We start from the raw sequence: 13520 nt of genomic DNA, 5'->3' as shown, positions 1-13520 counted from the left end.
CTCCCTTGCGTCAGGCTATCGGGAGGTTCGGGAACCGAGGAACGCGCCGGCGGTGCGCAGCGACAGGGCCATGATGGTGAGTGCCGGGTTCGCCGCGAGCGAACTCGGGAAGACCGAGCCGTCGCAGATCCAGAGGTTCTCGACCTCGTGGCTGCGGCCGAACGGATCGACCACCGAGGCGTCGGGGTCGCGGCCCATCCGGCAGGTGCCGAGGGTGTGGGCGACCCGCTCCAGCACCCAGATGTCCGTCGCGCCCGCCGCCTCCCAGATCCGCCGCATCAGCGCCGTCGCATGGGCATTGAGGCTGGTCTCGTTCGGCCCGTAGCCGAAGCTGATGTGGGCCTTGCGCATCCCGAGGGCGTCGGTCTCGTCCGACAGGGTCAGGATGTTCGCGTCGCAGGGCAGCGTCTCGCCGTTGATGCCGATGCCGGCGACCTGGTTGTACCGCCTGAGATAGTCGGCGAGCGCCGGCCCCCACAGGCCGCGGCCGCGGGCGACCGCGTTGCCCCAGGTCAGCGGCTCGACGCCGAGGCTCTGCACCAGGTAGCCGCCGGCGAAGTCGGCTCCTTGCGGGCGCACGTAATCCTCGGTGATGAGCGAGGACGGATAGCCCCGGTTCATGCCGACCTCGTGCGCGAAGGTGCCCCAGACCTGGGTGGCGACGTGGCCGATGTAGTTGCGCCCGACCTGGCCGCTGCCGGTGGCGAGGTCGAGGTGGAGCAGGAGCCTGGGCGTCTCGACGGCGCCGGCGCAGAGGATCAGGTTGGCGCAACGCTGCCTGAGGTCCCGGCCGCCGCTGCGATAGACCACGGCGGTGATCCGTCCGGCCTTGTCGCGCTCGACCCCGTGCATCCGCGCGTCCGGCCGGATCTCGGCGCCTTCCGCCACCGCGAGCGGCAGGTAGGTGACGTCCATGCTGGCCTTGGCACGGGTGCGGCAACCCTGGTGGCAGAAGCCGCAATTGATGCAGGCCTTGCGGAGCGGCACCGCTCCGCCGGGCGTGAAGGCGCGCGAGACCACCGCCGCCGGGGCGTCCGTCGCCGCGATGCCGAGCCGGCCGCACGCGGCGGCCATCAGCTGGGCCGGCCCGTTGCGCAGGACCGGCGGCAGGGGGAAGCGGCGGGCCTCGTCCCACGGATAGGGCGTCGGCCCCGAGGTGCCGATGAACGCCTCGACGCGGTCGTAGAACGGCGTGAGCTCGGCGTGGTCGAGGGGCCAGTCGCAGCCCTCGCCGCTCTCGGCGTGGAGGCGGAAGTCGCGGGGATCGGCCCGGGGCACGAAGGCGCCCCAGTGCAGGGTCGAGCCGCCGATGCCGGTGCCGCTGTTGTTGGCCCCGAACGCCTCCGGGGTCGAGCCACCGCTCAGGCGCTCCTCGGTCCAGTAGATCTCGTCCGCTAGGGTCTCGTCGAAGCCGTAGGCCGCCGGGTCGAAGTTCGGCCCGGCCTCGAGCGCCACGACCCGCAGGCCCGCCGCCGCGAGTTCGGCGAGGAGCGGCGCGCCCCCCGCCCCGGTGCCGACCACCACGGCGTCGACGACCTCGTCGGTGCCGTAGCGGCGCTGCCCCGCGAGGTTCATCGGACGTCTCCTGTGCTGGCCGAGGTTTCCAGGATCGGGGTTTCCAGGATCGGGGTTTCCCACGCCTCGCGGGCGTCGAGGCCGGTCAGCCGGTAGCCCGGCAGGGCCTCGGCATCGTCGCCCCCCGCCCCGATCCCGGTGAAGCCGATCGCCGCGAGGCCGGCCGGATGGGCGAGGTAGGTGCGCACCGCCTCGCCGCGCAGTTCCTCGAGCCAGCAGGTCATCAGCTCGGGCGCGAGGCCGTCCGGGGTCGCGGGCAGGCGCCCGGCGGCGGCGCGGTCGAGGAGCGCGTCCTGGTCGTGTCCGGCGAGGTCGCGGAAGAGGCGCCCATGCGTCTCTGCGGCCGCAGCGTCGAGGCTCCGCAGGGCGCGGGCATAGGCTTGCGGGTCCGGCGGCAGGGCGGCGTAGCGCCAGCCGTCGCCGGTGCCGCTCGCGAGCCGCGCGTCGATGCGGCGGGCGAGGTCGATCTTGCCGGGGCCGGGCTGCGGCAGCACCCGGTCGAGGCAGGCCGCGAGCGTCGCGCGCTCCTCCGGGGCGAGGCAGAAGGGGCCGTCCGGCTCGCGCATCCGCTCGCGGAGCGCCGTGCGCAGGCGGGTGTTGACCCGCTCCGAGCCCATCAGCGCCGCGAAGGCCGGCGGCAGGGTCGGCGTCTCGCCGGTTCCGGGCGGCGCCGCGATGAAGTCGCGGATCAGTGCCGCCAGGGCGCCCGGCCGCTCCAGCGGCAGCAGGTGGCCGGCGCCGCGCGCCACCACGTGGCGGTGGCGCGCGAGGTGCGGCAGGGTCAGCGCGGCCTGCGCCTCCGGCCCGAGGTCGCCGTCCTCGGCCCCGCTCACCACGAGGGCCGGGGTGGCGAGGGTGCCGATGCGCGCACGCCAATCCTCGTTGGCGCCGCCGGTGAGCCAGGCCTTCCAGGCCTCAGGGTTCGCCCGCAGCACGTCCTCGACCGTCCGGGCATGGTCCTCGGGGTCGAGCGGCGCCCCGACATTGGCCGCCACGAAGGCCTCCGCCTCCCGCCGGCGGGTCTCCGGATCGGCGTCGATCCAGGCGATCATCGCCTGCCGGCGCTCCTCCGCCATCGGCTCCGGCGCCGGCGGCGAGCCCGCCAGCAGCACCAGCCCGGCGAGGCCGGAAAGGCCCTCCTCCCCGTCCTCGTGGCGCCTCGCCAGCGCCAGGGCGACCTTCGCCCCCATGCTGTTGCCGGCAACGAGCCACGGCCCGCCCGGCCTCTCCGCCCGGATGCGGGCCGCGACGTGGTCGGCCATGGCGCCGACGTCGGCGCCCGGCTGGTCGGCGGCGTCGCCGAAGCCCGGCAGGTCGATGGCGACGCACCGCGCCGCGGGCCCGAGATGCGCGGCGAGGGGGCGCCACTCGCGGGCGCTGCCCCCGAGGAAGTGCAGGCAGAAGAGGACGGGATCGTCAGTCATGCCGGCGAGATCGCGCGGGCCTGCGCTGCGTCAACGGCACCATACCCGCGGCGCCTTGCAGCACCCCGGGATGATGTGTCGAGTCGTCGACGTATCTCGCGTGCCGGAAGGCACTCATCACGCCACGGAGATCGCAGGCGAGTGCCCGATCGGCGATCCAAGACAGGACCTCTGCCGATCGCCAGATGGCGTTTTATTTGTTAGATCGCGGGACGCCTCGACCTGCACTCGCTTATCGGCATAAAGTTTAACATATGTTAAACTAGAGTGATTCGAAGATGCCGCTCGTGCATTCGACCTGACAAGTGCGTGTCGCGAGCTTTGAGAGGTCTTCTCGGACCTTGCCGGGGCCGGCGGAAACCTCCCGAAGCGTGCCGGCCTTCCTTCCGGCGCTCGCGGGGGCGAGGCGGCATCCGGCCGATGCCGGGCATCCCGTCCCCCTCTCGCGGGAGCGCCCGCCCTGCGGCAGGTTCGGCCATCTCCCGCGGCGCCACTGGGCGCCTGAAACGCGGAACGCCGCGCGGACGGGCATTCCGCGCGGCGTTCGCGATGGCAGCCGCAGCCCGTCCGGGGCTGCGGCGCGTGATCGTCAGTTCTTGGCCTTGTCGACCAGGGCCTTCTCCTTGATCCACGGCATCATGCCGCGGAGGCGCTCGCCGACCTCCTCGATCGGGTGGGCGGCGTTGCGGGCGCGCACGGCCTTGAACGAGGTCTGGTTGACCCGGTTCTCCAGCATCCAGTTGCGGGTGAACACGCCGGTCTGGATGTCGGTCAGCACCCGCTTCATCTCGGCCTTGGTCTCGGGCGTGATGATGCGCGGGCCGGTGACGTACTCGCCGTACTCGGCGGTGTTCGAGATCGAGTAGTTCATGTTGGCGATGCCGCCCTCGTAGATGAGGTCGACGATCAGCTTCACCTCGTGGAGGCACTCGAAGTAGGCCATCTCGGGGGCGTAGCCGCCCTCGACGAGGGTCTCGAAGCCGGCCTTGATCAGCTCGACGAGGCCGCCGCAGAGCACGACCTGCTCGCCGAACAGGTCGGTCTCGCACTCCTCCTTGAAGGTGGTCTCGATGATGCCGGCGCGGCCGCCGCCATTCGCCGAGGCGTAGGACAGGCCGAGGTCGTGGGCGTTGCCCGAGGCGTCCTGCGCGATGGCGATCAGGGTCGGCACGCCGCCGCCGCGCAGGTACTCCGAGCGCACGGTGTGGCCCGGGCCCTTCGGGGCGACCATCAGCACGTCGAGGTCGGCGCGCGGCTCGATCAGGTTGAAGTGCACGTTCAGGCCGTGGGCGAACATCAGGGCGGCGCCCTGCTTCATGTTGGCCTGGAGCGAGTCGCGGTAGATCTCGGCCTGCAGCTCGTCGGGGGTCAGCATCATGATGACGTCGGCCTGGCGGGCGGCGTCGGCGACCTCCATGACCGTGAAGCCCTCGGCCTCGGCCTTCTTGGCGCTGGCCGAGCCCTTGCGGAGCGCGACCACCACGTCCTTCACGCCCGAGTCGCGCAGGTTCAGCGCGTGGGCGTGGCCCTGGCTGCCGTAGCCGACGATGACGACCTTCTTGCCCTTGATCAGATTGATGTCGGCGTCACGATCGTAATAGACCCGCATGGCGGCTCCCCCTTGTGCAGATGGCAAGAATTTCGAACGCTCCGGGCGCTGGAGCGGCCGTGCGACGGGCGGCTTGTAGCGGCGTGATTCGCGTCAGGGAATAGGCTATGCGCGCGAACGCGCACATGCCTGTCAGGTTTCGCGCACACAGCCGTGCGGGCCGGCGAGGTTTCGTGCGCGGGCAGGGGCCATCCCGGCACCAGACGAGGAATTTTGATGACGCAACGGGCGACGCCCACCGAACTGGTCGATTTCTGGCGCGAGGCCGGGTTCGACCGCTGGTTCAAGGCCGATCCGGCCTTCGACGCCGCCTGCCGGGCCTTCCTGCCCGCCCACGAGGCGGCGGCCCGCGGTGCGCTGTCCGACTGGGAGGAGACGCCGGACGGCGCGCTCGCCCTGGTGCTGCTCCTCGACCAGTTCCCGCGCAACCTGTTCCGCGGCACGCCCCGGGCCTGGGCGACCGACGCGGCGGCCCTGTCCGCCGCCGAGCGCGCCATTGCCCGCGGCCACGACCGGGCGATCGAGCCGGCCTTGCGGGCCTTCCTGTACATGCCGCTGATGCACGCGGAGGAGCTCGCGGCGCAGGAGCGCAGCGTCGCCCTGTTCGCCGAACTCGGCATCCCGGTGAACCTGGAGGCGGCGCACGAGCACCACGGGCTGATCCGCCGCTTCGGCCGCTTTCCCCACCGCAACCCGGTGCTGGGCCGCCCCGAGACGGCGGCCGAGCGGGACTACCTCGCGGGCGAGGACGCGTTCCGGGGCTGACCCCTACGCGGGGAGCGGCAGCCCCTCGCGGGCGAAGGCGCGCTGGACGGCGGGGCGCTCGGCCATGCGGCGGGCATGGGCGGTCCAGTACGGGAACTGGCGGGCCATGTCGTAGCCGAGCACCGACCCGCGGCCCCAGTGCCAGAACACCAGCAGGTAGGGATCGGCGACGCTGTAGTGCTCGCCCGTGGCCCAGCCGCCCCGCGAGAGCCCGACCTCGATCATCGTCCAGAGGTCGGCGCAGGTCTCGCGGCCCCTGGCCTTCACGTCCTCGATCGCCGCCTCGTCGCTGGCGTAGCGCTCGGCCCGGCGGATATGGGCGTAGGCCGGGTGGATGGTGGACGAGATCCAGGCCAGCCACTCGGCGCAGCGCGCCTCCTCCCGCGGATCCTCCGGCCACAGGGCCGCCTGCGGGTGCCGCCGTGCGATGTAGCGCAGGATCGCCGGGTTCTCGGTCAGCACCCACTCGCCCTCGGCGAGCGCCGGCACCCTGCCCTTCTGGTTGACGGCGAGGTAGCGGCCGCTGCGCTGCTCTGCGGTCGCGAAATCCACCCGCACCGCCTCGAACGGCGCGCCGGTCTCCTCCAGGGCGATGTGGGGCGCGAGCGAGCAGGCGCCCGGCGAGTAGTAGAGCGTGAGGGTGTCGGGCGTAGGGATGTCGGACATGGGGCCTCCCGGCGCGGCCGCCCTCACCTCGGCGGCAGGCCGAGGAGCGCGGCGAGCTTGTCCCTTACCGCAAGGAGCACCTCCGGTGTACGGCCCCGAGCATACGCAGGATGCGCTCGCGCCGGTCGATCGCGCGGACCTGATCGACCAGCACCGCGCCCTCGGCGCCGAGGCCGGGCGGCAGAAAGACCTCGGTCGGCCACGGAGCGACGTTGCGAGTGGCCGGACAGATGACGGCGCGCCGCGCCATCAGGTGCATCTCGGCCTCCGACACGACCAGGGCTGGGCGGCGTCGATCCTGCTCTGTCCCCTTTGCCGGGGCCAGATCGATGAGTACCAGGTCGCCCGGTCGCGGAAGCGGATCAGTATGGATCATCGTCGCGCACGATTTCCGCGCCGACGTCGGGTCCCCAGTCGATCGACTCCGGCTCAGCGCCCGGGCCGAGCCGGCGGGCCTCCTCCAGCATGGCGGCCAGCAGGGGTGAGGGCCCGGCCGATGCCGGCCTCGGATCGATCTCCACTTCCCGCCCCTCGGTGAGACCGAGGGCCGCCACGGTCTCAGCCGGAAGCTCGACCGCGAGGCTGCTGCCCCAGCGGATCAGACGGGCGCGCATCGTTCCGTTCTCGCTGTCGTAGACCCCATCATATCGGCAACGGCATTCGAAGCGGAGCGTCTTTCGCGGCTGATCCGCGCGACCTGCCGAGAGCGACGGTGCCATCGGCCAGCCCGGCTCGCGCCGGGACCTGGACCGCTCCGCCCTGAATGGCTTGCCTGGGGGCAGACAATCTCCGGGTCGAAGGGCATGAAGGAGAGCCGGCGTGAGCAGACCGTGCTTCTTGCCAACGCCCTCGACACGATGGCGACGTCCTGCTTCACGGTCGGGATCGCGACGCCGGTGGCCGGCGACGTCCACAACCTCGGCAACGTCCGTCAGAGGGTTGAGCTGCTGGTCCTGATCGCGGCTTTCGGCGCTCGGCCTCTCGCGGCGCTCTTCCTAAATCCGGGAGCACGCCTCAGCCGCGACGGGTCGGCCGGGTAGTCCGCGCTCCGAATGCCGGCTTTCGCCCTCTTCGTGTCGGCCAGCGGTTTCGCCGGCATTCTGTACGGTGTGAACCACTGAGAGCACGGCAGGCAGGGCCGGATCGGCGCCCCACCCGCCGAGCTGCCCACCTCACATCGGCTCCGGCCCGCGCGCCATCGCGGCGACGCCCGTGCGCGAGACCTCGACGAGGCCGACCGACGCCATCAGCTTGACGAAGCGGTCGATCTCGTCGGTCGTGCCGGTCAGCTCGAACACGAAGGAGGCGAGCGTCGCGTCGAGGGTGCGGGCGCCGAAGGCGGCGGCGAGCCGCATCGCCTCGACCCGGTGGTCGCCCTTGCCCGCCACCTTCACCAGGGCCAGCTCGCGCTCGAGGGAATCGCCCTGGAGCGTCAGGTCGACCACCCGGTGCACCGGCACGAGGCGGTCGAGCTGGGCCTTGATCTGCTCGATCACCGCGTTGGTGCCCGCCGTCACGATGGTGATGCGGGAGATGTGCCGGGCCTCCTCGGTCTCCGACACGGTCAGGCTCTCGATGTTGTAGCCGCGGCCGGAAAAGAGGCCGGCGATGCGGGCGAGCACCCCGGGCTCGTTGTCGACGATGACCGCCAGGGTGTGGCGGTTCACCGGCTCGACGCGGACCGGATCGGGGTAGTGGGTGTTCATGGCGTTCATCGTCCTAAAACCCTCTCAACCCTGCCCGCTCAGACCAGCATCTTGCCTTCGTCGGAGATCACGTCGCCCAGATCCGCCCCGGTCTCGCCGAGGTAGTCCGAGAGCAGCATCTCGTTGTGCGCCTTGCCCGACGGGATCATCGGGAAGCAGTTCTCGGTCTTGTCGACGATGCAGTCGAAGATCACCGGGCCGTCATAGTCCAGCATCTCGGCGATCGCCGCGTCGAGGCTGCCGGGATCGGAGCAGCGGATCCCCTTGGCGCCGTAGGCCTCGGCGAGCTTGACGAAGTCGGGCAGGCTCTCCGAGTAGCTCTCGGAGTAGCGCGAGCCGTGCAGCAGCTGCTGCCACTGGCGCACCATGCCCATGTACTCGTTGTTCAGGATGAAGATCTTGACCGGCAGGCGGTACTGCACGGCGGTCGACATTTCCTGGATGTTCATCTGGATCGAGGCCTCGCCGGCGATGTCGATCACCAGCGCGTTCCGGTGGGCGAGCTGGGCGCCGATCGCCGCCGGCAGGCCGTAGCCCATGGTGCCCAAGCCCCCCGAGGTCATCCAGCGGTTCGGCTCGTCGAACTTGTAGTACTGCGCCGCCCACATCTGGTGCTGGCCGACCTCCGTCGTGACGTAGGTCTCGCGCCCCTTGGTCGCCTCGTAGAGGCGCTGGACCGCGTATTGCGGCTTGATGGTGGTGCCCGACGGCCAGTAGCCGAGGCATTCCCGCGCCTTCCAGCCGCGGATCTTCGACAGCCACTCGGTCAGGCGGCCCTTGTCGGGCTCCGGCGTCACGCTACGCCACTCGCGCAGCATGTCGGCGAGCACCGAGGCGCAGTCGCCGACGATGCCGATATCGGCCTTGACGGTCTTGTTGATCGAGGAGGCGTCGATGTCGACGTGGATCTTCTTGGAGAAGGGCGAGAACGCGTCGAGCCGGCCGGTGATGCGGTCGTCGAAGCGCGCGCCGATGCAGACCATGACGTCGCACTCGTGCATCGCCAGGTTCGCCTCGTAGGTCCCGTGCATGCCGAGCATGCCGAGGAACTGCGGGTCCGAACCCGGGAAGGCGCCGAGACCCATCAGCGTCGAGGTGACCGGGAAGCCGGTGGCGCGGGCGAGCTCGCGCAGCAGTTGCGAGGCCTCCGGGCCGGCATTGATCACGCCGCCGCCGGTGTAGAAGACCGGGCGCCGGGCGCCGGCCATCAGCGCCACGGCGGCGCGGATCTTCTCCGGGTCGCCCTGCGTCTGCGGGTTGTAGGTCTTGTGGCTGTTGTCGACCGGGCGGCGGTAGACGCCGCTGGCGAACTGGATGTCCTTGGGCAGGTCGATGACCACCGGGCCGGGCCGGCCGTGCGAGGCGACGTAGAACGCCTCGTGCAGGATCCGCGGCAGGTCGTCGATCGATTTGACCAGGTAGTTGTGCTTGGTGCAGCTGCGGGTGATGCCGACCGTATCGCATTCCTGGAACGCGTCGGAGCCGATGAGGTGGGTCGGCACCTGGCCGGTGATGCAGACGAGCGGGATCGAGTCGAGCAGCGCGTCGGTGAGCCCCGTGACGATGTTGGTGGCGCCTGGGCCCGAGGTGACGAGGACGCAGCCGACCTTGCCCGACGAGCGGGCGTAGCCCTCGGCCGCGTGGACCGCACCCTGCTCGTGCCGGACCAGGATGTGCTTCACCGTGTCCTGATGGAAGAGCGCGTCGTAGATCGGCAGCACTGCGCCGCCCGGATAGCCGAACAGGGTGTCGACACCCTGATCCTGAAACGCCCGGATCACCATCTCGGCGCCCGTCATGACCTCGCCCGCACTCATCGTCGCGCTCCCGCTCTTTGGTTCTCGTCCGCGCTCTCGGGTCCGTTTTACGCAACAAAAAAGGGCCCCGAAGGACCCTGCACGCGCCACCCTTGGGATGCCGGGCTTCTCAAGCCCGCCCCGTCGGTGGCGCCTCCGCTACAATAAGGACCGTACGCATGCTGTCGAAAGCCTGCCCTTTAGAGAGTGGCGCGGACCCTACGCGCGTCGCCGGGCAGGGTCAACCGATTATCGACCCGCGCGTTAACGATCCGACTCAGCGGGCTTGCAGCGTCGGGTAGGCCCGGCGCACCGCCCGGGCGATCAGGACCGCGAGGACGACCTTCACGGCGTCGCCGGGCAGGAACCAGGCCGAGCCGATCGCCGCCTTCATCAGGTCGACGCGGGCAACCGCGGCGATCCACGGGATGCCGACCGCGTAGGTGAGCACGACGCCGCCGAGGACGAGGATCAGCGCCTCCTTCCAGACCGTGAGGGTGCGCAGGGAGCGCTCGTACAGGAACCCGATCACGAAGGCGGCGACCGGCCACATCAGCACGAAGCCGCCCCCCGGCCCCATGACGATGCCGAGGCCACCGCGGCCGCCGGCCATCAGCGGCAGCCCGGCGCAGACCAGGACGACGAACAGCGCGAGCGCCGCGCCCCCGCGCCTGGCGCCCGCGATCGCGCCGGCGAGCATCACGCCCATCGACTGCGCGGTGATCGGCACGCCGACCACCGGCAGGGTCACGGGCGGGAACAGGCCGAGCGCGGCGGTGAGGGCAGCGAAGAGGGCGACGAAGACGATGTCCCGGGTCGACATGGGGGTCCTTGATGAGAGTTGTGAGGACGTCGGCGGCGGCTCGACGGTTCGGGAGGGTGTCAGGTCCGCCAGGGACATTCGATCTGACGACCACGTCGCGCGCACCGTCGACCATCACCCACGATCCGGGTCGTAGGACCGCGCGTCGATCGCCGCCGCGATGTCGTCGCTCATCTTCAGCATGCGCACGACGACCGGGACGGTGAGCGCCACCAGGCTGCGCTCCAGGCCCCGGGCCCGCTGCGCCTCGCGCACCTCGGCGGTGATGGCGGCCAGCACCGGGATGAAGCGCAAGGTGAGCGCGATGGCGAGGCCGGCCTTGGCGGGATTGGCCCCCAGGGGCTTGAGCCAGGCGAGGCCGCGTTGCAGCGCCTCGATCAGGTCGCTGCTGCGGGTCGTCAGCGTCACGAGGCCGGCGAGCAGCACCAGCGCCGCGAGGCGGGCGGCGACGAGGAGGCCGGCGAGCCAGCCGTCGAGGGCGAGCTGGACCAGGACCAGCACGGCGAGGATCCAGGCGAGCGGCCGCAGCTGGGCCAGCATGAGGCGGGTCGGGATCCCGGCGACCCGGGAGAGCAGCCCCGCGAGGCCGAGTGCCGCGAGCGCCATGAAGACGGCCACGTCGAGCCGCGGCAGCGCGAACAGCGCCGTGCCGGCCGCGATCAGCACGAGGATCTTCGCGCCCGGCGGGCAGCGGTGGACGGGGCTCTCGCCCGGGACGTACGGTATCACGACATCATCGCGACGTAGGCCGGCAGGGCGACTGCCGGGCGGTCGTCGATCACCACGCGGCCGTCCTCGAACACCAGCACCCGGTCGAAATGCTCGAGGAGGGCGAGGTCGTGCGAGACCACGATGGCCCGCTGGGCGAGCCCGTCGATGGCCTGCGCGATCCGGCGCTTGTTGCGCAGGTCCAGCAGCGTCGTCGGCTCGTCGAACACGATGACGTCCGGCGCCATCGCGAGCACGCCCGCGAGGGCGAGAAGCTGCTTCTGCCCACCGCTCAGGAGGTGGGCCGGATGGTCGCGCAGGTCGTGGAGGTCGTAGCGGCGCAGCGCCTCGTCCGTGCGCCGGGCGATCTCGTCCTTCGGCAGGCCGAGGTTCTTCAGACCGAAGGCGAGGTCCTCCGACACCACCGGCAGCACGATCTGGTTGTCGGGGTTCTGGAACACGAAGCCGACCTTGCGGCGCACCGCCTTGCCCTCGCGGCGCGTGTCGAGCCCGTCGACCCGCACCGTGCCGTGGGTCGGCACCAGGAGGCCGTTGAGCAGGCGCGCGAAGGTGCTCTTGCCGCTCCCGTTGCCGCCGACGACCGCGATGCGCCGCTCCGTCAGGTCGAGGCTGAGGTCGCGCAGGACGGTGCGCTCCCCGAAGGCATGGCCGACATGCCTGATCTCGATCATGACGGGTCCGCTCCTCTCCCGGGACGAGGATGCCTGCGGGGTGAGGATCCCGGCCGGGCGGCGCCTCATAGCACCTCCTGCGTCGGCCGACAGGGCCGGCACGAGGATCCCCGCATGGCGCAGGCGCCGGTTTGGAAACCGGCCCCGCCTCCCCTATCTGAGCCGCGATCCGCCGCGGCGGATTTTTCCCTTGGTGAGCGAGGTGGCGCGATGACGGCCGGGACGGCTTACCTCTTGGTCGATGTCGCCGGGACCGCCTGCGCCCTGCCGCAGCGGTCGGTGCGGGAGATCCTGCCCCTGCCCCGCCTGTGGCGCCCGCCGGGGGCGCCGGCGGCGCTCGCGGGCTTTCTCAACCTCGCCGGGACGGCGCTGCCGGTCCTCGACCTCGCGGTCCTGTTCGGCCTCGGCCGGCCGGCCACGGCCCGGCAGGCGCTCTACCGCCACCTCGTCCTGCTCCAGGGCGAGCCGCCCCTCGCGCTGCTGGTCGACCGCGTCGCCGACCTCGTGCGGGTCGAGCCCGGCCAGGTCCGGGCGGTCGCCGACGCGGCGACGCTGAACGGCTGCGTTGCCGCCGAAATCCGGCTGGCCGAGCGGCTGGTGCACGGGCTCGCGGTCGACCGGATCCTGCTCGCCGAGGAGCAGGCGCGCCTGGCGGCGCAGACCCGGGACGCCCAGGCGCGGCTCGCCGAGTGGGCGGCCTGAGCCCGAACCCGGCATGACCACCTCGCGGGGCGCGACCCCGACCATCGAGATCCCGCGGGGCTCCGCCCCGACCGGCGACCCGGCCTTCGCGGTGCTCAAGGGCCGCCTCGTCGCCCGCACCGGCCACCACTACTACGCCGACAAGGACGACCTGCTCTGGGAGCGGATCGGCCGGCGCATGCGCGCCCGCGGGCTCGAAGAGCCCGCCGGCTACCTCGCGCTCCTGGAGGATTCGGAGGCCGAGTGGGCGGCGCTCGAGGCCGAGATCACCATCGGGGAGACGTTCTTCTTCCGCTACGCCGAGCAGTTCGCGGCCCTGCGCGGCACGATCCTGCCCGAACGCATCGCCGCCCGGAGCGACGAGCGGCGGCTGCGGATCTGGAGCGCGGGCTGCTCCACCGGCCCGGAGACCTACTCCGTCGGAATCGTGCTGCACGAGCTCCTGGGCGAGCGCCTGCCCGAGTGGCGGATCGGGCTCACCGGCACCGACATCAACCGCGACGTGCTCGCGGTCGCCCGGCGCGCGGTCTACGGCACTTGGGCCCTGCGCACCCTCGGGGCCGAGGAGCGCGGGCGCTACTTCCGGCCGGGGCCGCGGGAGGGCACCTTCGCGCTGCGGCCGGAATACCGCGGGCTCGCCCGGTTCGAGCCGCAGAACCTGATGAGCCTGCTGGACGGCACCGCCTCCCTGGCGCTCACCGACTACGACCTCATCCTGTGCCGCAACGTCCTGATCTACTTCCACCCCGACGTGGTGCAGGCCCTGGTGCGGGCCCTGGCCCGGCGCCTGCGGCCCGGGGGCTGGCTGCTCCTCGGCCACGCCGAGCCGAACCCCGCCTTCGCGGAGTTCCTGGAGGCCGTCTCCCTGCCGGGCACTGCCGCCTACCGCCGCCCGGCGGACGGCGCGGTGCCCGACCTGCCGCCGCCCGTGCCCCCGGCGCCGGCCCTCGACACGGCGCCGGACGCGGTCTGCGATCTCCTCTGGGCACCGCTGCTGCCCCCGGCGGCACCCGCTCCGGCTCCGGTCCCCACTGCGCCCCGCCGCGTGCCGCCG

At 71.8% G+C, this 13520-nt stretch carries 15 protein-coding genes; 4 read left to right on the top strand and 11 right to left on the bottom strand.

Annotated elements, in window-relative coordinates; all coding sequences use genetic code 11:
- Positions 1-15: 15 nt before the first annotated feature.
- The 3 genes from VQ02_RS12300 to ilvC all read right to left on the bottom strand — a co-directional run bounded on the left by VQ02_RS12300 (position 16) and on the right by ilvC (position 4608).
- Positions 16-1575 carry a GMC family oxidoreductase gene (locus tag VQ02_RS12300; RefSeq protein WP_048444489.1) on the bottom strand — a complete coding sequence of 520 codons (1560 nt, stop codon included), beginning with the start codon at positions 1573-1575 and terminating at the stop codon, positions 16-18.
- Positions 1572-2999 (bottom strand): alpha/beta hydrolase, encoded by a 1428-nt coding sequence (locus VQ02_RS12295; RefSeq protein WP_048444488.1) that lies wholly within the window; start codon positions 2997-2999, stop codon positions 1572-1574. The genes VQ02_RS12300 and VQ02_RS12295 overlap by 4 nt, the downstream gene beginning before the upstream one ends.
- 589 nt (positions 3000-3588) lie before the next feature.
- Positions 3589-4608, bottom strand: a complete 1020-nt coding sequence (gene ilvC / locus VQ02_RS12290) for a ketol-acid reductoisomerase (RefSeq protein ID WP_048444487.1) — start codon at positions 4606-4608, stop codon at positions 3589-3591.
- 216 nt (positions 4609-4824) lie between these two features.
- Between ilvC and VQ02_RS12285 the strand changes: the two genes are divergently transcribed.
- Entirely contained in the window at positions 4825-5373 is a 549-nt protein-coding gene (locus VQ02_RS12285; RefSeq protein WP_048444486.1) for a DUF924 family protein, read from the top strand.
- Between the two features lie 3 nt (positions 5374-5376).
- On the opposite strand, the gene VQ02_RS12280 is transcribed toward VQ02_RS12285, so the two are convergent.
- From VQ02_RS12280 to VQ02_RS12270, 3 genes are all read right to left on the bottom strand, one after another.
- Entirely contained in the window at positions 5377-6039 is a 663-nt protein-coding gene (locus tag VQ02_RS12280; protein ID WP_048444485.1) for a glutathione S-transferase family protein, read from the bottom strand.
- Between the two features lie 64 nt (positions 6040-6103).
- On the bottom strand, positions 6104-6415 hold the full coding sequence (locus tag VQ02_RS12275) for a type II toxin-antitoxin system PemK/MazF family toxin (protein ID WP_048444484.1): 312 nt from the start codon (positions 6413-6415) through the stop codon (positions 6104-6106).
- Complete coding sequence (locus VQ02_RS12270; protein ID WP_048444483.1) at positions 6402-6653, bottom strand: AbrB/MazE/SpoVT family DNA-binding domain-containing protein; 252 nt, start codon at positions 6651-6653, stop codon at positions 6402-6404. Before VQ02_RS12270 ends, VQ02_RS12275 begins: the two co-directional genes overlap by 14 nt.
- 189 nt (positions 6654-6842) lie before the next feature.
- On the opposite strand from VQ02_RS12270, the gene VQ02_RS12265 reads away from it, so the two are divergent.
- Positions 6843-7079 carry a hypothetical protein gene (locus VQ02_RS12265; protein WP_048444482.1) on the top strand — a complete coding sequence of 79 codons (237 nt, stop codon included), beginning with the start codon at positions 6843-6845 and terminating at the stop codon, positions 7077-7079.
- Positions 7080-7211: 132 nt separating this feature from the next.
- Here the strand turns inward: VQ02_RS12265 and ilvN are convergent, their stop codons facing one another.
- The 5 genes from ilvN to VQ02_RS12240 all read right to left on the bottom strand — a co-directional run bounded on the left by ilvN (position 7212) and on the right by VQ02_RS12240 (position 11764).
- A complete protein-coding gene (ilvN, locus tag VQ02_RS12260) occupies positions 7212-7754 on the bottom strand; it encodes an acetolactate synthase small subunit (protein WP_048444481.1) in 543 nt (180 codons plus the stop codon).
- A 29-nt stretch (positions 7755-7783) separates the two neighbouring features.
- A complete protein-coding gene (locus VQ02_RS12255; RefSeq protein ID WP_048444480.1) occupies positions 7784-9562 on the bottom strand; it encodes an acetolactate synthase 3 large subunit in 1779 nt (592 codons plus the stop codon).
- A gap of 256 nt (positions 9563-9818) precedes the next feature.
- Positions 9819-10364 carry a biotin transporter BioY gene (locus VQ02_RS12250; protein ID WP_048444479.1) on the bottom strand — a complete coding sequence of 182 codons (546 nt, stop codon included), beginning with the start codon at positions 10362-10364 and terminating at the stop codon, positions 9819-9821.
- Between the two features lie 114 nt (positions 10365-10478).
- Positions 10479-11093 carry an energy-coupling factor transporter transmembrane component T family protein gene (locus tag VQ02_RS12245; protein ID WP_048444478.1) on the bottom strand — a complete coding sequence of 205 codons (615 nt, stop codon included), beginning with the start codon at positions 11091-11093 and terminating at the stop codon, positions 10479-10481.
- Positions 11090-11764 carry an energy-coupling factor ABC transporter ATP-binding protein gene (locus tag VQ02_RS12240; protein WP_048444477.1) on the bottom strand — a complete coding sequence of 225 codons (675 nt, stop codon included), beginning with the start codon at positions 11762-11764 and terminating at the stop codon, positions 11090-11092. Before VQ02_RS12240 ends, VQ02_RS12245 begins: the two co-directional genes overlap by 4 nt.
- 210 nt (positions 11765-11974) lie before the next feature.
- Between VQ02_RS12240 and VQ02_RS12235 the strand changes: the two genes are divergently transcribed.
- Entirely contained in the window at positions 11975-12466 is a 492-nt protein-coding gene (locus VQ02_RS12235; protein WP_048444476.1) for a chemotaxis protein CheW, read from the top strand.
- 13 nt (positions 12467-12479) lie between these two features.
- On the top strand, positions 12480-13520 hold a 1041-nt coding region (locus tag VQ02_RS12230; RefSeq protein WP_048444475.1), incomplete at its 3' end, for a CheR family methyltransferase.

Source organism: Methylobacterium variabile (genome assembly GCF_001043975.1).
Classification (GTDB): Bacteria; Pseudomonadota; Alphaproteobacteria; order Rhizobiales; family Beijerinckiaceae; genus Methylobacterium; species Methylobacterium variabile.
This window is presented reverse-complemented; position numbering and strand designations above follow the sequence as displayed.

Bases quoted from the DNA above. Each gene is read 5' to 3' on its own strand.
- ilvC (WP_048444487.1), bottom strand. From the start codon at position 4,608: ATGCGGGTCTATTACGATCGTGACGCCGACATCAATCTGATCAAGGGC.
- VQ02_RS12255 (WP_048444480.1), bottom strand. From the start codon at position 9,562: ATGAGTGCGGGCGAGGTCATGACGGGCGCCGAGATGGTGATCCGGGCG.
- ilvN (WP_048444481.1), bottom strand. From the start codon at position 7,754: ATGAACGCCATGAACACCCACTACCCCGATCCGGTCCGCGTCGAGCCG.
- VQ02_RS12295 (WP_048444488.1), bottom strand. From the start codon at position 2,999: ATGACTGACGATCCCGTCCTCTTCTGCCTGCACTTCCTCGGGGGCAGC.
- VQ02_RS12280 (WP_048444485.1), bottom strand. From the start codon at position 6,039: ATGTCCGACATCCCTACGCCCGACACCCTCACGCTCTACTACTCGCCG.
- VQ02_RS12300 (WP_048444489.1), bottom strand. From the start codon at position 1,575: ATGAACCTCGCGGGGCAGCGCCGCTACGGCACCGACGAGGTCGTCGAC.
- VQ02_RS12275 (WP_048444484.1), bottom strand. From the start codon at position 6,415: ATGATCCATACTGATCCGCTTCCGCGACCGGGCGACCTGGTACTCATC.
- VQ02_RS12265 (WP_048444482.1), top strand. From the start codon at position 6,843: ATGAAGGAGAGCCGGCGTGAGCAGACCGTGCTTCTTGCCAACGCCCTC.
- VQ02_RS12235 (WP_048444476.1), top strand. From the start codon at position 11,975: ATGACGGCCGGGACGGCTTACCTCTTGGTCGATGTCGCCGGGACCGCC.
- VQ02_RS12285 (WP_048444486.1), top strand. From the start codon at position 4,825: ATGACGCAACGGGCGACGCCCACCGAACTGGTCGATTTCTGGCGCGAG.
- VQ02_RS12250 (WP_048444479.1), bottom strand. From the start codon at position 10,364: ATGTCGACCCGGGACATCGTCTTCGTCGCCCTCTTCGCTGCCCTCACC.
- VQ02_RS12270 (WP_048444483.1), bottom strand. From the start codon at position 6,653: ATGCGCGCCCGTCTGATCCGCTGGGGCAGCAGCCTCGCGGTCGAGCTT.
- VQ02_RS12240 (WP_048444477.1), bottom strand. From the start codon at position 11,764: ATGATCGAGATCAGGCATGTCGGCCATGCCTTCGGGGAGCGCACCGTC.